Genomic DNA, 18,139 nt, shown 5'->3' with positions numbered 1-18,139 from the left:
CATCACGGGAGGCGGCTCCCGGCCGCGCCAGGGTATTACAAGCCCCGCACCCCCCCCCCCCGCGGCGCGCGAGGCGGCGTCGGAGACACCCGCCGATCCCTGCGCCGTTCCGGAATCCGTCTACACCATCGATGGCGCCCTGCCGCGCGCTTGGGAGCGGCTGAAGCGCGGCGGCGCGCTGCCCATACTGGTGCTGAACTCGGCAAGTTCGCGCCCCGACACCGCCTATCCGGCGCTGCTGGAGAAGGAGCTGGCGGCCCGGCTGCCCGATCGCAAGATCAGCGTGACGGTCCGCAACGCGCCGGGGGCGACCGCGCAGGAGATGCTGCCCGTCCTGAACCGGGAGCTGGCCGCCTCCGCCGCCTCCCTGCTGGTCTGGCAGGTGGGGACGGCGGACGCCATGCGGAACATCGGGCCGGACAGCTTCGGGGAGGCGTTGGGCCACGGCATCGCGGCGGCCCAGGAGCGCGGCGCCGACGTGATCCTGATGGACATGCAGTACAGCCCGCAGACGACCCAGCTCATCACCTTCCAGCCCTACCTGGATTATGTGGAGTGGATGTCGCAGAACAGCGACGTGGTTCATTTCCCCCGTTTCGAGATGATGCGGCATTGGTTCGAGGAAGGCCGCGTCGGCTTCGCCCCCGATTCCAAGGCGGAAAAGCTGCAGGCCTATCAGTTCGTCCACCGCTGCCTCGGCCGCATTCTGGCCGACACCGTGTCCACCATGATCGACCGCGCCGGGAGACCCGCTCCGTGACCGGCACCCAGGCCCCCCGGACCCGTGGCCGGAGAGCCGCCGTCCTCTCCACCGCCCTGCTGTTCCTCGTCCCTTTTCTCGCCGGCCTGACGGGCAAGCCCGATCGGGTGAGGGCGGCGGCCTGCGCCGTGTCCGTTCAGACCGCCGACCTTGCCGTTCCTCTGCCGCGCAGCGCGCGGGCGCTGGCCGCCGGTGGGCCGCTGCGCATCGTCGCCATCGGTTCCTCCTCCACCGCCGGGGCGGGGGCCAGCAAACCGGAGCACAGCTACCCGGCGCGTCTGGCCGAGCATCTGGGGGCGCGCTACCCCGGCCTCGCCCTGACCGTCCTCAACAAGGGCGCCAACGGGGAAACCGGGCCCGACATGGTGAAGCGGTTCCGGCGCGACGTGCTGGATCAGGCGCCCGATCTGGTGGTCTGGCAGGTCGCGGCCAACACCGTCCTGCGCGGCGACGATCCCGACGCGGCGGAACAGGTGATCCGCAGCGGCGTGCGGACGCTGAAGGATGCCGGTCTGGACGTCGTGCTGATGGATCTGCAATACGCCCCGGCCATGCTGGCCAAACCCCGGCACGAGGAGATGGAGGCCCGCATCGCCCGCATCGCGGCGGAGGAAGAGGTTGGCCTGTTCCACCGCTACGCGGTGATGCGCCAATGGGTGGAGACGCGGCAGGCCGCCATGAGCGATCTGGTCGGGCCGGACGGCATCCATCAGAACGACTTCGGCTATGACTGCGTGGCGCGCACGCTGGCCGCCTCGCTGCACGACGCCTTCAGCCTGCGGACCGCGGGGAAAGTGTCCGTACGTCCGTAAAGGCGCCTCCCGCACCTCTCAGGCGTACGGCCATCTCCCGACAGGTCGCAAAAGGCACCCTCCCCCGGGACGCGGGGATTTCAGGGAGGGGGCCGGAGTCACCGCACCCGCGCCCTCACGTCCCCGTCCCGCGCACCGGCGCGAAGGGCAATCCCGCCTGATCCAGCGCCCGGTCGATCACCTCGTCCGACGCGCCGTCGAACAGTTGCAGCAGCAGGTCGTCCACCGCCCATTCGTTCGTCGGGGTCAGGGCGGCGAACAGGTCGGCCATGACCTCCGCCTGGAAATCGTCGCGGCGGTTGTCGCTGCCCTCGTAACCCATGCGCTTGGCGGTGGCGATCGCCACCTGGAAGGGTGGCACCAGGACCGGCGCGACCGACGCCTTCTTCAGCACCGCCCGCAGCCCCAGCGCCCCGTCGTCCCAGGCCAGCCTGCGGGCGTTCTCCGCCGGTATGCCGGCCTTCGCCCCAAGCCCCTCCGCGAACAGCGCCACGTCGCCCGCGCACAGCACGCGGAAGAGCAGCGCCGCGGTGAAGCGCCCGTTGGCGTGCAGCCAGCGGGCCACCGCCTCCACATCCTCTTCGCCGCGGAGCGCCGGGCGCAGCAGCCGCAGCGTCGCCGACTCGCGTCCGCGGTTGGCCAGCCGGTCCACCAGATCCTTGGACAGGCCATGGCTGTGGGCCAGCGTCGCGCGCACCGCGTCGGAGACGAAGGCGACCAGCCGCTCCACCACGGCCAACGGCAGGCCGGGGCGGGTCGCCGCGGCCTCGCTGACCATGCGCACCCGGCCGAAGCGGTCCAAGGCCCGGTGCAGCGCCGGTTCGGCCAGCTCCGCGCCGGGGTTGCGCAGCAGGGCGGTCACCACCGCGACGTTGCCGGTCTCGACGACGGCCCCGGCCACCCGCGCCGACACGGTGTGGCGGTTGGCGACGGCCATGTGCTTGCCGGCGTCGGGGTCGGCCAGCACGTCGAGCAGCAGCTCGTCGCTGAGGCTTCCGGCGTCGCGCAGGATCGGGAAGGCCACGCGGGCCACGTCCTTCACCAGCCGCTCGGCCAATTCCGCGGTCAGCATGGCGTTGTTGCGGATCTGCCAGGCCACCGCCTCGCGCACCGCCACCTGGGCGTCGGCGGCGAAGCAGTGCATGACCTCCAGCGCCAGCGACCGTTCGGCGTCGGTCAGCCCGCCTTTCTCCAGATCGCCGGCCAGCTTCTGCATCGTGTCGATGCGGGCCTCCGCCGATGGGGATTCGAGCAGGCGCTCGACATCGCGGATGGACAGGGATGAGTCGGTCATGTGCGGATGCCTGCGGGTGGGAGATGCGTAAGGCGGTTCAGTCAGGCCACTCAATCGAGGCCCTGGCCGGCGTAGCGGACCATGTCGCCCCAGATGCGGTCGAGCCGGCGCAGCGTGCGGTAGGCGGCCTTCAGGTCGGCCGCCTCCGCCTCGTTGCGGACCAGCGCCGCGGCCTGCGCCTGCTCCAGATTGAACAGCTCGTCGCGCAGCGTCCGTCCCTTGTCGGTCAGGCGCAGGCGGGCCGTGCGGCGGTCGCGCTGGCTGGCGCCGCGGTCGATGTAGCCGGCCTCCACCAGGATCTTCAGGCTGTAGGAGGCGTTGGACCCCAGATAATAGCCGCGCTCCATCAGGTCGCGGACCGACGGCTCGTCGTCGCCGATCAGCATGACCATCAGCGCCTGGACCGGCCCGATGTCGTCGATCCCCTGCCGCAGCAGGCCGGCCCGCACGACGTCGAGGAACCGGCGGTGCATCCGCTCGATCAGCCGGGCGAGCCCGTGATACTCGGCCAGTTCCGCCGCATCGATGGCATCGGGCTTGTCTTGGGCCGGCCTGGATTCGGCGCCCGCCCGGCGCTGCGTGCTCATCCCTCGTTTCTCCGTCACTCGGCGGCCTGCGCCACGGCCGGGCCGCGGTAGCCGCCCGGATGGCGGCGGCGCCATTCCCACGCGCTGCCGATGATGCTGTCCAGATCGGGGAAGCGCGGGGTCCAGCCCAGTTCGCCCCGGATGCGCTCCGACGAGGCGATCAGCACCGCCGGATCGCCGGCACGGCGCGGCCCGACCTTCACCGGGACCGTCAGGCCGGTGACCCGCTCCGTCGCCTGGATCACCTCGCGGACGCTGTAGCCCGTGCCATTGCCCAGGTTGAAGCGGACGCTGCGAGTCTCCAGCGCCGGCAGCACCCGCAGATGCGCGTCGGCGAGGTCGCAGACATGGATGTAATCGCGCACGCAGGTGCCGTCCGGCGTCGGGTAGTCGTCGCCGAAGATCTCGATGTGCGAGCGCCGGCCGCTGGCCGCGTCGAGCACCAGCGGGATCAGGTGGGTTTCCGGATGATGATCCTCGCCGATGATTCCGTTCGGATGCGCGCCCGCGGCGTTGAAGTAGCGCAGGCAGGCGGAGCGCAGGCCGTGGCAGCGATCCGCCCAGTGCAGCGCGCGCTCGATGAAGAACTTGGATTCGCCGTAGGGGCTGCCGGGGTCGATGGTGGTCTCCTCGTCGATCGGCAGGCGCTCCGGCGTGCCGAACAGGTTGGCGGTCGAGGAGAAGACCATCTTGCGCACGCCGGCCGTGGTCGCCGCGCGGATCAGGTTCAGCGAGTTGACGGTGTTGCCGTGCAGATAGAGATGCGGGTCGCGCATCGATTCTCCGACCAGCGACAGGGCGGCGAAATGGAACACCGCGTCGAAGCGCCATTCGGCGAAGACGCGGGTCAGCGCGTCCATGTCGGCAAGGTCGGCCTCCACGAAGGCGGCGTCGGACGGCACGGCGGCGCGGTGGCCCTGGCGCAGGTTGTCGAGCACGACGACCCGGAAGCCGCGGTCGAGCAGTTCGGCCACGCAGTGGCTGCCGACATAGCCGGCACCGCCGGTCACGAGTACGGTCTGGGGCGTGTTCATCGTAAATATTCCTTGGATTTGAGAAATATTCGTCAGTCCAGGCACCCGCCGGCATCAAAGGATCGTACATCCCCCGGTGGCAAGTGCAAGAGTTCCGCGATGCACCATGCCGTCAATTCACACGGAAGGCCAGTTGACGAAAAAGAGACATGGGCGCCGGGACACGCTCGATGCATGACGAGAAAAATGTTCTGAAACAACATTTTACAGCGCTGCAAATACCTCTTTCGATGCATGCCGGACGAGGTAAGGGCTCAAAGTTGTCACACGCCGCAACGCAGCGTCGGACGTAAGCGGAAATGGCGCGGGACCAGTCTTCCCGCAATGGGCGGCCTTTGTCCGGACTTCGTCTCAAAAGGAGTTCATGCGACGCGGCCGCGCTTCAACATTTCGTTAACCATGAAGCCCTTTGCATGACCGGCTTCATGGCCCGCCCCAAAAACCTGAGAACGCGGGACTCCGGAACGCGGCCGGAACGCAGGACGCAAGAAAAGGAATCGGCATGAGCGGTATGGATCGGACCCTGCTGACCCAAGCCTACCGGAAGATCGGACGCGGCCTGCTGCTGGCCGGCGCCCTCACCTTCTTCGTCAACATCCTGATGCTGGTGGTGCCGCTCTACACGATGCAGGTCTACGACCGCGTGATGAGCAGCCGCAGCCTGGAGACGTTGACCATGCTCGCGGTGATCTCCGTGGGCGGGCTGGTGCTGTACGGCGTGCTGGACTTCATCCGGGCGCGCGCCTTCCTGGTCTGCGGGGCGGTCATCGCGCACCGCTTCAACGTACCGGCGCTGCAGGCGGCCATCGTGGACGCGCTGGGCGGCGGAACGCGCAACGCCGGCCAGACGATGCGCGACCTGAACGACCTGCGCAACTTCATGACCAGCAACGCCGTGGTGGTGCCGCTGGACCTGCTGTGGACGCCGATCTTCCTGGTCATCCTGTTCATCCTGCACCCGATCTACGGCTGGATCGCGGTGGGGTCGGCGCTGCTGCTGCTGACCATGAACGCGCTGACCGACGCGCTGACCCGCCGCCCCATCGCCGAGGCGAACGAGGCGTCGGCCAAGGTCTTCGCCGATGTCGCCAGCACCGTCCGCCATGCCGAGGCCATCGAGGCCATGGGCATGCTGCCGCCGCTGGCCCGGCGCTGGCAGATGGCGCAGATCGGCTCCGCCTCGCTGATCGACCGCGGCGTGGTGCTGTCGCGCGGCATGGCCTCGGCGTCCCGCTCGCTGCGTCTGATCCTTCAGATCGCCACCATCTCCGCGGGCGCGGCGCTGGTCATCCGGAACGAGGCGTCGCCGGGCAGCATGATCGCCACCGGCATCATCATGGCGCGCCTCCTCCAGCCTTTCGAGCATCTGGTGGAGAACTGGCGGCAGTGGGTCGTCGCCCAGACCGCCCACAAGCGCATCCGCGAGCTTCTGAACGGCGAGGGTGCGCGGCGCAGCACCATGCCGCTGCCCCGCCCCGACGGGCGCCTGACCGTCGACCGCGTCAGCCATGTGCCGAAGGGCCTGCAACGCCCGGTGCTGCGCGGCGTTTCCTTCGCGCTGGAGCCGGGGGAGGTGCTGGGGATCATCGGCCCGTCGGGCGCCGGCAAGTCGACCCTCGCCCGCCTGCTCGTCGGCATCTGGGAGCCCACCGCCGGCGGCATCTACCTCGACGGCACCAGCACCTTCCTGTGGGAGCGCGAGAGCTTCGGCCAGTATGTCGGCTACGTCCCGCAGTCGGTGGCGCTGCTCGACGGCACCATCGGCGAGAACATTTCCCGCATGGCCCAGGCCGATCCGGCGGAGATCGTGCGCGCCGCCCGGCTGGCCGGGGTCCATGACATGATCGGGCGCCTGCCCTTCGGCTACGACACGCCGGTCGGCGAGAACGCCTTCGCCCTGTCCGGCGGCCAGCGGCAGCGCATCGCGCTGGCCCGCGCGCTGTTCGGCAGGCCCCGACTGATCGTTCTGGACGAGCCCAACTCCAACCTCGACCACGAAGGCGAGCAGGCGCTGCTGACCGCGATCAACCACGCGCGGCGCGACGGCGCCACCATCGTGATGGTCGCCCACCGCCCCTCCATCGTATCGGTCGCCGACAAGCTGCTCGTCCTCAAGGACGGCATGGTCGAGCATTTCGGCGAACGCACCGACGTGCTGAAGATGGTCCAGCCCGGCGGCGCCGTGAAGGTGGCCCGGCTGGTCCGGACGGGAGAATCCGCATGACCGACACGACGCTTTCCCAGCCCGCGAACGCGCCGTCCCCCCTCACCGCCGCCTGGTCGCCGGTCATCGACGTGACGCCGCACGAGCCGACGCTGCGCGACACCGCGCTGGCCGGGGCGCTGGCCGTCGCCATCGGCTTCGGCGGCTTCTTCGGCTGGGCCTTCACCGCCAGCCTCGACAGCGCGGCCATCGCGCCCGGCACCATCATGGTGGAAAGCCACCGCAAGACCCTCTCCCACCTGGAGGGCGGCATCCTCAGCGAGCTGCTGGTCAAGGACGGCGACATGGTGACGGCCGGGCAGGTCCTGCTGCGGCTCGACACCACGCAGAGCGGCGCGGTGGTCGCCCAGCTCCACGGGCAGTATTGGACCTCGCTGGCCCGCCTCGCCCGGCTGCGCGCCGAGCAGACCGACGCCAAGGCCCCGGTCTACGCCGACGAACTGGTGGCCGCCGCCAAGACCAGCTCCGTCGCCGCCGAGGCGCTGGCCGCCGAACAGCGCCTGTTCGAATCACGGCGCGACGCCTATGAGGGGCAGATCTCCATCCAGCGCAAGCGGATCGGCCAGCTCCGCGACGAGCTGGTGGCGCTCGAGTCGCAGCGCGTCGCCGCCAACGACCGGCTGCGCTACACCCAGGACGAGCTGCGGATCGTCGAGACGCTGCTCGCCAAGGGCTACGAGCGCAAGCCGCGCATGCTGGAGCTTCAGCGCAACGTCGCCGACACCAGGGGCCGGCTGGGCGAGATCCAGGCCGACAAGTCGAAGGCCGAGCAGGGCATCGCCGCGGCGGAGCTGGAGATCATCAACCTCGGCAACACCCGCCGGTCGGAGGTCGGGAATGAGCTTCAGACCGTCCAGGCCACCGTCTCCGACCTGTCGGAGCGGTTGCGCAGCGCCGGCGACATCCTGAAACGCCAGGAACTCGTCTCCCCGCAGGCGGGCCGGGTCACCAACCTGCGCTTCTACACGCCGGGCGGCGTCATCCCGGCGGGCCAGGGCATCCTCGACATCGTCCCTCAGGACGACGGGCTGATCGTCGAGGCCCGCGTGTCCCCGGCCGACGTGCAGAACATCGACGTGGGCGGCAGCTCCATGGTGCGGCTGGTCGGCTACCGCCAGCGGCTGGTGCCGCCGGTCCAGGGGAAGGTGCTGACCCTCTCCGCCGACCAGCTTGAGGATGAGCGCACCGGGCAGGCCTACTTCCTCGCCCGGATCAGCCTCGACGCCGCGGCGCTGAAGGCCCTGCCGAACGTCGACCTGCATCCCGGCATGCCGACCGAGGTGATGATCCACGGGCACACCCGCAAGGCCATCGAGTATTTCCTGACGCCGTTGACCGACGGCATGAACCGCGCCTTCCGCGAGAACTGACCGCGACGGCCCCGCACCGGATCATTTCGCACGCTCCCCCGTTGCCCAGCAGGCAAGACAGAGGGCCGACAGGCCAGGAAGGGAGCGTGCGAGCATGACCACACAGTGGGACCGGAACACCCTGAAGCGCGTCGCCGACGCCATCGGCGACGTTCATCTCTACGACAAGCACCACACCGGCGAGTTCATCGCCATGCGTCTGCGCGATTCGCTGGCCGACAACCCCGGCTATGATCAAGCGGCCGTCGACGACAAGCTGATGCAGTTGGCGCGGGTCGCGTTGGATGCCGCCGAGGCCGGAAAAGTCTGATCCGGCCCGCATGCCGAACAGACGCAAGTAAAAAAATTTTGCCCTTTCGGGGGCGTTGCCACAGCCATCCGGCGGCGTTCCGCTCGACATCGGCGGGCTGCCGGAGTGGCTTGGGCATCGGGCAGCGCCTGTTCGGGTGGCCCGACGGCGCGCGTTTTGAACACCGCGCAGCCCCAAGCGGCCCGCACCGCTCAGCCACCGCTTTCAAATTCCGACTTTTAAAACCGCCTGCTCTCTTCGACGGCTTTTTAAAAGCCAGTGTTTTGAATGCGCCGCGGCATCGCCGGATACCCCCGAAGAGCAATGATCAACGGCGTAATCCTAAGCCAAACGCATAGGACTTGCGGGTCATTTCAAGGCATTTCGTCAAATTTCGACAAAACGGTCTTCCGGGTTTCTTTAAAAGTATTAGGAGCAAACAATTCCGCCACTTCGGCTAAACATGAGTCTTCATCTTGGATGGAGGCCGTAAAACCACTGAGCCTCCACGACGTCCAAAATTAGATGTTTAGATTTTCGAAGGGCTTTGAAGCCAAGGTGACAGGAATGACGTAATGAACGTTGATGATTATTGTGTTTTGACTCAATGAACTCAAGATTTGCCTGGGTTTGACCTTAGTTTTGTCACAGCCCCGCCGAACGGTATTTGGGTAAAGGCTTAGGGGTACCTCGCCATTTCGGGGTAGGAAATCCCCCACCCCACCGAATCCCATCGTTAAGGAGTATGATTCATGGCCACCCTTCCTGGCGGCAACTATGACGACATCATCACCGGCACCAACGGCAGCGACTTCATCGACGGCGGCAACGGTGACGACATCCTGATGGGTGGCAACGGCGCCGACACGATCCTGGGCGGCGACGGGCGCGATGCCCTGTTCGGCGGCAACGGCAACGACCTGCTGAGCGGTGGCAGCGGAGCCGACGTTCTGGACGGCGGCAACGGCAACGACACGCTGGATGGCGGGGACGGCGACGATTACCTGTCCGGCGGCAACGGCGACGACGTTCTGATCGGCGGCCGCGGCAACGACATCCTCGACGGCGGCAACGGCGACGACGTCCTGAACGGCGGCGACGGCGCCGACATTCTGAAGGGCGGCAACGGCGACGACGTCCTGATGGGCGGCGGCCACAACGATTACCTGGACGGTGGCGCCGGCAACGACATCCTGATGGGCGGCACCGGCGACGACATCCTGAAGGGTGGCGAAGGCGACGACTTCCTGTCCGGCGGTGACGGCAACGACATCCTGGAAGGCGGTGCGGGCAACGACATTCTCGTCGGCGGCGCCGGCAACGACATCTTCGTCTTCTCCGGCGGCGGCGGCCAGGACGTCGTTCTCGACTTCCGCGCCGGCGAGGACGTCCTCCAGATCGAGCGCAACATCAACGGTCTGGAGATCAACGACGCCTCCGATCTGGCGGCCCGCGTCACCGACATGGGCGGCAACGCCGTCATCGATCTCGGCAACGGCGACAGCATCATGCTGAAGGGCGTTTCGGCCGACGAAGTTCACAACAACCCGAACGACTTCTTCGTCATTCACTAAAGCCGTAACCCACCCAGGAACCGGACCGGCGGCGTGTTTTCCGCACGCCGCCGATGGGTCCGGCTAAGGAACGCATGACCGTGCTCGCCGTCCTGCCGGCCTCCGCCTCCATCGCGTCCGCCCAGCTCCATGCGCTCGGCGACGACTTCGTGCTCGCCTCGTGGGAGAGCGACGGACCGGAGCCCTCCGGCCGGGTCGTTCCCACCCTCGATGGCGAGGAGGTGCGGCCGCCCTACACCACCTTGTCCGTCCGGACGAGCTGGGGCGGGCAGCGGGTGCTGTCGATCCTGCGGGCGCCCCGGATCTCCGGTGCGCCCGTCCGTTTCGTGGCCCAGAGCCGCGTCGTCGCGGAGGTTCTGGCCGAACCGCAAGTCCCCGACCCCGACCCCGCCTTCCTGCTGGGCAGCCTCGACGCGCCCTCGCGGCTGCGCGTGGTCCGTTTCCTCTTCGATTTCGCGCGCTCCACCCCGGCGCTGCGCAGCGACGCCGGCTTCGCCGCGGTCTGCCGCCGCATGGTGCTGGAGCTGTCGCCCACCCCCTCCCCGCTCGTCGCCCGCGCCCTGGCCACCGACGAGCTTCTGCTCTGCGGCGGGTCGCTGTCGTCGGGCTTCGGCGAGGTGACAGGGGCGGTCATCATCACCGCGGGCGCCGTCGGCCCCTCCCCCTTCGAGGTCTGCGTCGGCTCCGCCCTGGACCGGCGCGGGCGCGCCGCCATGTCGCTGCTGGTGGACAAGGCGCTGTGCGCGCCGGGCAACCTGCTGGTGGTGCTCGGCCGCAACGGGCTGGCCTGCCGCGCCTTCTCGGCCGTGGCGCCCAACCTGCCGAGCCTGACCGAGCGGCTGTCCACCCGCCGCGACACGCCGCTGGAGCTGCGCCAATACATTCTGAACGCGCTCGCCCAGCGCGGGCGGTCGGACGCCACGGCGGCGGCGGCGGTGCGCGAGCTTCAGGTGCTCGCCCCGCTGCCCAAGCGGCAGGTCGCCGACGCCAAGCGCTCCATCGGCGCCGCCCTCGACCTCGCGGTGCCGACCGGTGACGGCGGGCTGTTCCTGGCCGGCTGGGTGCACGACCCGCACGGCCTGTCCGGCGGCCTCACCGTGCACACGCCGTTCGGCGGCGAGCGGCGGCTGGAGGTGCTGGAGCACCGCTTCCCGCGCGACGATGTGGCGAAGCTGTTCGGCACCGCCCCGTCCACCGACCGCAGCGGCTTCGTCGCCTATCTGCCCGGCGCGCCCGAGCCCGCGGCGGCGCTTCAGGTCCATGCGGAGCTTCGCCTCGGCTCCGGCGGGTCGATCCGGCTGGTGCCGCCGCTGCGCCCGCTGTCGCCGGCCGACGCCCGCGCCGCGGTGCTCGGCAGTCTGCCGCCGCAGCACGCGACGCCGCTGGTTCTGGAAACCGTGATCGCCCCGGCCGTGGCGCCGCTCCACGCCGCCCACATGGCGAGCCGCGGCGAACCGGAGACGGTCAGTTTCGGGCGCCTTCCGGAGACGCCGGCCGTCTCGGTCATCATCCCGCTCTACAAGGCGCTGGAGTTCCTGCGCTTCCAGCTCTCCAGCTTCGCCACCGATCCCGGCATGGCCGGGGCGGAGCTGATCTTCGTGCTCGACAGCCCGGAGCAGCGCGACGAGCTGGTGCACATGCTGCACGGCTTCCACGCGCTCTACGGCCTGCCGATGCGGGTGCTGGTGCAGCCGGCCAACTACGGCTACTCGGCGGCCAACAACGCGGGCGTCGCGGCCTCCAGCGGGCGGACGCTGCTGTTCCTGAATTCCGACGTGATCCCCGACCAGCCCGGCTGGCTGCCCGTCCTGCTCGCCGCGCTGGAGCGCGCGCCGGGCACCGGGGCGGTCGGGCCAAAGCTGCTGTTCGACGACGACAGCCTTCAGCACGCCGGCCTCTACTTCGACCGCGACGTCCGCGGGCGCTGGTACAACCATCACTTCTTCAAGGGCCTGCCGCGCGACTTCCTTCCCGCCCGGCGGGAGCGCAGCGTGCCCGGCGTGACCGGCGCCTGCCTGATGATGACCCGCGAGACCTTCGATGCCGTGGGCGGCTTCTGCGAGGACTACGTCATCGGCGACTACGAGGACTCCGACCTCTGCCTGCGCGTCCGCAAGGCCGGGCTGGACATCCGCTACGTCCCCTCGGTGGAGCTGTACCATCTGGAGCGCCGCTCGATCAGCCGGCACCAGGGCTACACCCGCGGTGTCGCCTCCGAATACAACGGCTGGCTCCACGCCCGCCGCTGGGCCGCGATGATGGAGGAGCTGGCCGCGCGCGACTGGAACGACTTGCCGCCGCCGCCCGCGCTGGAGGACAGCCTGATGCGCCCGCTGTCGGCGGGCGCCCCCACGGACACCGCCCTTCCCGTTGCCGTTCCGGGCAAATCCCGCCTGTTCGGGCGCGCGAACCGGAACCGGAGCTGACCTGATGAACGAGATCCTCACCGGGCGCCGCCTCGCCGTCCTGCGCCGCAACACCGACCCGCGGCTGGAATGGCTGTGCGCGCAGATCGCCCGCAACCGCTTCCTGCCCGTGCCGCCGCCGGACCGCGTGTTCATCGGCGACGGCGATTTCCGGGCCATCGGGGCGGAGTTCCTGCGCCACTTCGTGCGCGTCGGCGGGCTGAAGCCGAAGCACCGCGTGCTGGAGATCGGCTGCGGCATCGGCCGCATGGCCGTGCCGCTGACCCAGTATCTGGACTCCAGCTACGACGGCGTGGACATCGTCGAGGACGGAATCCGCTGGTGCACGGAGACGATCACCCCGGCCTATCCGGAGTTCCGCTTCCGGACGCTCGACGTGGCGAACGCGCTCTACAACCCCGGCGGGGCGGAGGACGCGGCGCGGACCCGCCTGCCCTTCCCGGACGGCGGGCACGACTTCGTGATCCTGACCTCGGTCATCACCCATCTGCGGACGGCGGAGACGGTGCGCTACGCCGCGGAGATCGCCCGCGTTCTGAAGCCGGGCGGGCGCTGCTTCCTCAGCCTGTTCCTGGTCGACGCCCGCGCGCGGGACGGCATCGCGAAGAAGACCGCCCGCCCGGCCTTCCTCGACGCCGCCGGGCCGGAATTCATCGCCGACGAGGCGAACCCGAACGCCGCCGTCGCCTACAGCGAATCCTTCCTGCTCGACACCTTCGCGGAACAGGGATTGCGCCCGGCGCGCCCGGTCCTGCGCGGCCACTGGAGCGGGCAGCGCAACGCCGAGAACTTCCAGGATCTCCTGGTTCTGGAAAAGGAGGCCGCGCGATGAGCCTGCCCCGCGTCCTCGTCGTCGCCCACAACCACCCCAGCCTGCATCCCGGCGGCACGGAAATCTTCGCGCACGAGCTGTTCGGCAGCCTGAAGGCCAAGGGCGCGGAGGCCCTGTTCCTCGCCTGCACCAACGGCGTCCACCGCGACCGCAAGCCCGGCACCAACCTCCAGACGCTCGGCCGCAGTGCCGACGAGGTGGTGTTGTGGGCCGGGCATTTCGACCATTTCTTCCAAAGCCAGATCGACCTGCACGGCATCGTGCCGGACCTGTCGAACCTGCTGCGCGCCTTCCAGCCGGACATCGTGCACATCCACCACACGCTGCTGCTGGGCGTGGAGATGCTGTTCCTGATCCGCCGCGTCTGCCCGTTGGCGCGGATCGTCTACACGCTGCACGACTACTACCCGATCTGCGCCAACGACGGGCAGATGGTGACGACCAACGGCCATGCCCTTTGTCGCATGGCCTCGCCCGACGCCTGCCACCGCTGCTTCCCCGACCGGCCGGCCGACCAGTTCGTGCTGCGCGACAAGCACATCAAGGCGATGTTCGGGCTGGTCGACCATTTCCTGGCGCCCAGCGCCTTCCTGCGCGACCGCTACATCGCCTGGGGCATCGACCCGGACAGCATCTCCGTCATGGAGAACGGGCGCCCGGCGGTCCGTCCGGCGCCGCACCGGCCGCTGCCCGCGGGCGCTCCACGCAACGCCTTCGCCTATTTCGGCAACCTGAATCCCTTCAAGGGGATCACCGTCGCGCTGGACGCCGCCGCCCGGCTGGAGAAGCAGGGGCAGGACCTGACGCTGGCCGTCCATGGCGGCGCGCCCTTCCAGACCGACGCCTTCAAGGACAAGGTCGAGCAGGGCTTCAAGGGCGCCCGCGGCACCGCCGTCCGCCACGGTCCCTACCGGCGCGAGGAAATGCCCGAGCTGATGGCCGCCACCGACTGGGTGGTGATGCCGTCGATCTGGTGGGAGAACGCCCCGCTGGTCATCCGCGAAGCCTTCCAGCACGGCCGCCCGGTCATCTGCAGCGGCATCGGCGGGATGGCGGAATCGGTGACCGACGGGGTGGACGGGCTGCATTTCCGGGCGGGGGACGCCGCGGATCTGGCGCGCGTGATGACGCGCGCGATGACCGAGCCGGGCCTGTGGGACCGGCTCGTCTCCAACATGCCGGCGGTCCCGACGACCGAGGAGTCCGCCGAACAACACGTCATTCTCTATGACGACATAATGAACGGTCCGGGGGGAACGCATGGGCAAACACATGGGCAGGGCTCGATTGCGGGGAGCATCGCGGGATGAGGGAACCGATCACCAAGGCCGACATCACGGCGGCCATTCTTCTTGACGACGACACGCTCGTCCTGTTCGGCGCCATCGACCGGGCGCTGCCCGCCCAGGGCGCCGTTCATCTCGACGGGTCGGTGGAGGGCCGCTACGCCGGACGCTCCTGGGCCGACGCGGAGGGCGAGCGCTGGTTCCTCGGCGGCATCCGCGTGCCGGGCTTGGCGCAGATGCGCCCGTCGCGCGTCGAGCTGGCGGACGAGACGGGGGAACGCCTCGTCCTGCCGCGCCTGTCCAACGTCCGCACCAACCCGTCGCACCTCGTCTCGGCGCTGAAGGGCTTCCAGCCCGGCGCGCTGGCCGTGGCGCTGGATTTCGCGATCCAGCTCGCCGCGTCTTCGGACGGCGAATCCGACCGCATCGGGCGCCTGCTCTCGGGCCTCGCCCAGGAGGTGTCGCAGCCGGACGGCTTCGCCGAGGTGTTCGGGCGCTTCCGTGACGGCAGCCTGATGCTCCAGGGCTGGGCGCGCAGCTTCCGCAGCGGCGCCCAGAAGATCCTGATCGAGGCGGAGGAGACCGCCGCCTACCGCGCCACCGCCGGGTCCTTCGCCCGCCCGGACCTGCCGCCGGAGGCGTCGGGCGTGATGGCGGTGCTGACCGACCAGACCCCGCTTCCCACCGCCATCCGCCGCATCCACTACCGCGCCGCCGAGGGCTGGCGCCATCTGGAGATTTTCGAGCACCGCACAATCCTGCCCGACGGCGTCGCCTCCGCCCATGTGCGCGACATGCTGGGCAACATCCAGGACGCCGAGACGCGCCAGCGGATGACGCGGATCGCCGCGTCGCGCTACGACGGTGCGGAAACGGTGTCGCGGCTCGACATCCCGGTGCGCACCGGGCTGGACATGGCGCTGCGCGTGCCGGGGGCCGGGCTGTTCGTCGCCGGCTGGCTGCTCGACCCGACGCGGCAGGTCCGCGCCGTCACGCTGAAGGGGCCGGGCGTCGCCGTCCGGCTGGACGAAGGCTGGTCGCGGCTGGCCCGCCGCGACGTGACGGAGGCCTTCCAGCATGACGGCCTGTTCGCGGGACGCATGATCCCCGGCCAGGACCAGCACGGCTTCACCGCCTTCGCCGCCGAACCGTCGGGCCTGCCCCCGGGCGCCGAGTTCCATCTGGAACTGGAACTGGCCGACGACCGCTTCGCCTTCCTGCCGCTGAGCTGCCTGCCCCCGGCCCCGGAAGCGCTGCGCCGCATGCTGTCGCTGGTCAATCTCGACAGCCCGTCCATCGATACGCTGATCGCGCGCCATGTCGGGCCGATGCTGCGCACCGCCCGCGCCCGCTCCGGTGCTGCGCCGTCGACCGGCGTGCACCCGATGGGCCGTCCGGTGAAGGCGCCGCGCGTCTCGGTGATCCTGCCGGTAACCGACGCGCGGGAGGATGTGGACCTCAACATCGCCCGCCTCGCCATCGACCCGGACTTCGCCGAGACCGAGCTGCTGGTGGTCGCCGCCGCCGGCACGCACGAGCGGTTGGGCGGGGCGGTCCGTCAGGCCGCCGCCTTCTACCGCATGGCCGTCACCTTCGTCGCCGCCCCCGACGCCACCGACGCCTTCGAGGCGATGGCCGCCGCCCTGCCCCACGCCCGCGGCGAGCGGGTGCTGACGCTCTCCCCCTCCGTCCTGCCGACCGAGAAGGGCTGGCTGGCGGCGCTGGAGCGGGTGTCGCGCAAGTCCGGCGGGCCGGTGATGGTCAGCCCGACGCTGCTCTACGAGGACCATTCGATCCGCTTCGCCGGCATCATGGCGGTGGAGGATTCGGACGGGGCCAAGACCTTCGAGCGGCGCTTCGCCGGCTACCCGCGCGACTGGCTGAAGGAGCAGGACGCCGCGACGGTGGACGCCGCCGCCCCGGAATGCGCGCTGCTGCCCAAGGACGCGCTGGTCCGGGCGCTGGCGACCATGGGCTCCTACATGGGGGCCGACCACAAGGGGCTGGATCTCTGCCTGCGCCTGCGCGCGCTGGGCGGGGCCTGCGTCTGGCTGCCCCGCGTCACCCTGGTGGCGCTGGACGAACAGCCGCGCGACGCGCACGCCGACCGCTGGCGCCGCGCCAGCGCCATGGTGGACCGCTGGAGCTTCGAGGACATCTGGTCCGCCCGCGCCGCCGCCTGAGCCCGCACGTCCCGCAAGCCCTATTCGAGATCGGCCCGACCATGAGCAACAAGCGCGTCCTGATCATCAGCCACGGCCATCCCGCCTTCTCGCTGGGCGGCGCGGAGGTGGCCTCCTACAACCTGCACCAGGGACTTCACGACCTGCCGGGTTGGGAGAGCCATTACCTGGCCCGCACCTCTCCTCCCGTGACTCCGCACGGCAGTTCCGCCCTGATGGCGCTGCGCCAGAAGGAGCGGGAGGTTCTCTACCACGCCAACGACTACGACCATTTCCGCCTGTCGAACCGCAATCTGCCGGGGCTGGAGAAGGACTTCGTCCGCTACGTCCGCGACCTCCAGCCGGACGTGGTGAACTTCCACCATTTCCTGGGTCTGGGCATCGAGACGATCCAGGCGATCCGGCAGGCTCTGCCGCGCGTGCCGATCGTGGTGACCTTCCACGAGTATCTGTCCATCTGCCACCACCACGGCCAGATGGTGAAGACCAGCCGCAACACGCTGTGCTACCGCGCCAGCCCGGCGGACTGCGCCTGCTGCTTCCCGCACATCGGCGAGGCGCAGTTCTTCAAGCGCGAGCTGTTCCTGAAGACCTTCCTGGAGCAGGCGGACTTCTACGTCAGCCCGTCGAACTTCCTGATCGACCGCTACGTCGACTGGGGCCTGCCCCGCGAGAAGTTCCGCATGATCGAGAACGGCCTGACCGTCGAGGGCATCGCCCCGCCCCGGCCGCTGGCCCGCGGCGGCAAGCGCAACCGCTTCGCCTTCTTCGGCCAGCTCACCGAGTTCAAGGGCGCCCATGTGCTGGTCGAAGCGATCGGCCGCGTCTCCGAGAAGGCGTGGGGCGAGGACGGCGCGCTGATGATCTTCGGCGGCAATCTGGAGCGCCAGCCCGAGGCCTACCAGAAGAAATTCAACGAGGCGGTGGAGCGCGCCGGCGACCGCGTGCGCTTCTACGGCAGCTACCGCTCCGCCGAACTGCCCGGCCTGATGAAGGACGTGGACTGGGTGGTGATGCCGTCCATCTGGTGGGAGAACTCGCCGGTGGTGATCCAGGAAGCCTTCCTGCACGGCCGACCGATCATCTCCAGCAACATCGGCGGCATGGGCGAGAAGGTCACCCACGGCGTGGACGGCCTGCATTTCCGCAACGCCAGCGTCGAGGATCTGGTGGACCGCCTGACCGAGGCGCTAACCACGCCGGACCTGTGGGACCGCCTGCGCATGCGCATCCGCCGCCCGCGTTCGCGATCAGCGCGTCGAACACGTCGGCGTGGCGGCGGGCGCCATCCGCCCGGGCGATCGGGGGGGGGGGGGGCCTCTGCAGACGGGCCCCCAGGTCCCGCGCGGGTTGGGCCCCGGTCAAGCGGGCCCCCCCATCCTCGCCGCTGTCGTTTCGGAACAGCGCGGCGGCCCCCCCCCTGGGTGCCTTTCCCCCCCCTCCGTCTCTGTTGCCCGAGATGTACGGT

At 69.6% G+C, this 18,139-nt stretch carries 14 protein-coding genes; 11 read left to right on the top strand and 3 right to left on the bottom strand.

What is annotated here, in order from left to right:
- Together GBZ26_RS15615 and GBZ26_RS15610 are read left to right on the top strand one after the other, a co-directional pair.
- On the top strand, positions 1-760 hold a 760-nt coding region (locus GBZ26_RS15615; protein WP_174439628.1), incomplete at its 5' end, for an SGNH/GDSL hydrolase family protein.
- Positions 757-1,572 carry a GDSL-type esterase/lipase family protein gene (locus tag GBZ26_RS15610; RefSeq protein WP_174439627.1) on the top strand — a complete coding sequence of 272 codons (816 nt, stop codon included), beginning with the start codon at positions 757-759 and terminating at the stop codon, positions 1,570-1,572. The genes GBZ26_RS15615 and GBZ26_RS15610, both read left to right, overlap by 4 nt.
- Positions 1,573-1,687: 115 nt before the next feature.
- On the opposite strand, the gene GBZ26_RS15605 is transcribed toward GBZ26_RS15610, so the two are convergent.
- Genes GBZ26_RS15605 through galE form a run of 3 tightly spaced genes read right to left on the bottom strand, consistent with a single transcriptional unit; the run spans position 1,688 to position 4,487 of the window.
- Positions 1,688-2,866 (bottom strand): DUF2336 domain-containing protein, encoded by a 1,179-nt coding sequence (locus tag GBZ26_RS15605; RefSeq protein ID WP_174439626.1) that lies wholly within the window; start codon positions 2,864-2,866, stop codon positions 1,688-1,690.
- 50 nt (positions 2,867-2,916) lie between these two features.
- The gene (locus GBZ26_RS15600) at positions 2,917-3,453 is read right to left on the bottom strand and encodes a MarR family winged helix-turn-helix transcriptional regulator (RefSeq protein ID WP_174439625.1); all 537 of its coding nucleotides are present in this window, start codon (positions 3,451-3,453) and stop codon (positions 2,917-2,919) included.
- Between the two features lie 14 nt (positions 3,454-3,467).
- Entirely contained in the window at positions 3,468-4,487 is a 1,020-nt protein-coding gene (gene galE / locus GBZ26_RS15595) for a UDP-glucose 4-epimerase GalE (RefSeq protein WP_174439624.1), read from the bottom strand.
- 502 nt (positions 4,488-4,989) lie between these two features.
- Here galE and GBZ26_RS15590 point away from each other — a divergent pair.
- From GBZ26_RS15590 to GBZ26_RS15550, 9 genes are all read left to right on the top strand, one after another.
- Positions 4,990-6,711 carry a type I secretion system permease/ATPase gene (locus tag GBZ26_RS15590; RefSeq protein WP_174439623.1) on the top strand — a complete coding sequence of 574 codons (1,722 nt, stop codon included), beginning with the start codon at positions 4,990-4,992 and terminating at the stop codon, positions 6,709-6,711.
- Positions 6,708-8,081, top strand: coding sequence for an HlyD family type I secretion periplasmic adaptor subunit (locus tag GBZ26_RS15585; protein ID WP_174439622.1), 1,374 nt, complete (start codon positions 6,708-6,710; stop codon positions 8,079-8,081). Before GBZ26_RS15590 ends, GBZ26_RS15585 begins: the two co-directional genes overlap by 4 nt.
- Positions 8,082-8,175: 94 nt before the next feature.
- Entirely contained in the window at positions 8,176-8,391 is a 216-nt protein-coding gene (locus GBZ26_RS15580) for a hypothetical protein (protein WP_035679385.1), read from the top strand.
- Between the two features lie 731 nt (positions 8,392-9,122).
- Positions 9,123-9,944 (top strand): calcium-binding protein, encoded by an 822-nt coding sequence (locus tag GBZ26_RS15575; protein WP_174439621.1) that lies wholly within the window; start codon positions 9,123-9,125, stop codon positions 9,942-9,944.
- A gap of 74 nt (positions 9,945-10,018) precedes the next feature.
- A complete protein-coding gene (locus GBZ26_RS15570; protein ID WP_174439620.1) occupies positions 10,019-12,370 on the top strand; it encodes a glycosyltransferase family 2 protein in 2,352 nt (783 codons plus the stop codon).
- 4 nt (positions 12,371-12,374) lie between these two features.
- The gene (locus GBZ26_RS15565; RefSeq protein ID WP_174439619.1) at positions 12,375-13,202 is read left to right on the top strand and encodes a class I SAM-dependent methyltransferase; all 828 of its coding nucleotides are present in this window, start codon (positions 12,375-12,377) and stop codon (positions 13,200-13,202) included.
- Positions 13,199-14,512 carry a glycosyltransferase family 4 protein gene (locus GBZ26_RS15560; RefSeq protein WP_174439618.1) on the top strand — a complete coding sequence of 438 codons (1,314 nt, stop codon included), beginning with the start codon at positions 13,199-13,201 and terminating at the stop codon, positions 14,510-14,512. Before GBZ26_RS15565 ends, GBZ26_RS15560 begins: the two co-directional genes overlap by 4 nt.
- Positions 14,509-16,671 (top strand): hypothetical protein, encoded by a 2,163-nt coding sequence (locus GBZ26_RS15555; RefSeq protein ID WP_174439617.1) that lies wholly within the window; start codon positions 14,509-14,511, stop codon positions 16,669-16,671. Before GBZ26_RS15560 ends, GBZ26_RS15555 begins: the two co-directional genes overlap by 4 nt.
- 41 nt (positions 16,672-16,712) lie before the next feature.
- Positions 16,713-18,139 (top strand): glycosyltransferase family 4 protein (locus tag GBZ26_RS15550; RefSeq protein WP_247884821.1); only part of this gene is annotated, 1,427 nt, incomplete at its 3' end.

This window comes from Azospirillum formosense, assembly GCF_013340925.1.
GTDB classification, from domain to species: Bacteria; Pseudomonadota; Alphaproteobacteria; order Azospirillales; family Azospirillaceae; genus Azospirillum; species Azospirillum formosense.
The sequence above is the reverse complement of the archived record's forward strand: the minus strand, read 5'-3'. Positions and strand labels throughout refer to the sequence as shown.

Excerpts from the sequence above, each read along its gene's own strand:
- GBZ26_RS15570 (WP_174439620.1), top strand. The coding sequence starts at position 10,019 with ATGACCGTGCTCGCCGTCCTGCCGGCCTCCGCCTCCATCGCGTCCGCC.
- GBZ26_RS15585 (WP_174439622.1), top strand. The coding sequence starts at position 6,708 with ATGACCGACACGACGCTTTCCCAGCCCGCGAACGCGCCGTCCCCCCTC.
- GBZ26_RS15575 (WP_174439621.1), top strand. The coding sequence starts at position 9,123 with ATGGCCACCCTTCCTGGCGGCAACTATGACGACATCATCACCGGCACC.
- GBZ26_RS15605 (WP_174439626.1), bottom strand. The coding sequence starts at position 2,866 with ATGACCGACTCATCCCTGTCCATCCGCGATGTCGAGCGCCTGCTCGAA.
- GBZ26_RS15580 (WP_035679385.1), top strand. The coding sequence starts at position 8,176 with ATGACCACACAGTGGGACCGGAACACCCTGAAGCGCGTCGCCGACGCC.
- galE (WP_174439624.1), bottom strand. The coding sequence starts at position 4,487 with ATGAACACGCCCCAGACCGTACTCGTGACCGGCGGTGCCGGCTATGTC.
- GBZ26_RS15565 (WP_174439619.1), top strand. The coding sequence starts at position 12,375 with ATGAACGAGATCCTCACCGGGCGCCGCCTCGCCGTCCTGCGCCGCAAC.
- GBZ26_RS15600 (WP_174439625.1), bottom strand. The coding sequence starts at position 3,453 with ATGAGCACGCAGCGCCGGGCGGGCGCCGAATCCAGGCCGGCCCAAGAC.
- GBZ26_RS15555 (WP_174439617.1), top strand. The coding sequence starts at position 14,509 with ATGAGGGAACCGATCACCAAGGCCGACATCACGGCGGCCATTCTTCTT.
- GBZ26_RS15560 (WP_174439618.1), top strand. The coding sequence starts at position 13,199 with ATGAGCCTGCCCCGCGTCCTCGTCGTCGCCCACAACCACCCCAGCCTG.
- GBZ26_RS15590 (WP_174439623.1), top strand. The coding sequence starts at position 4,990 with ATGAGCGGTATGGATCGGACCCTGCTGACCCAAGCCTACCGGAAGATC.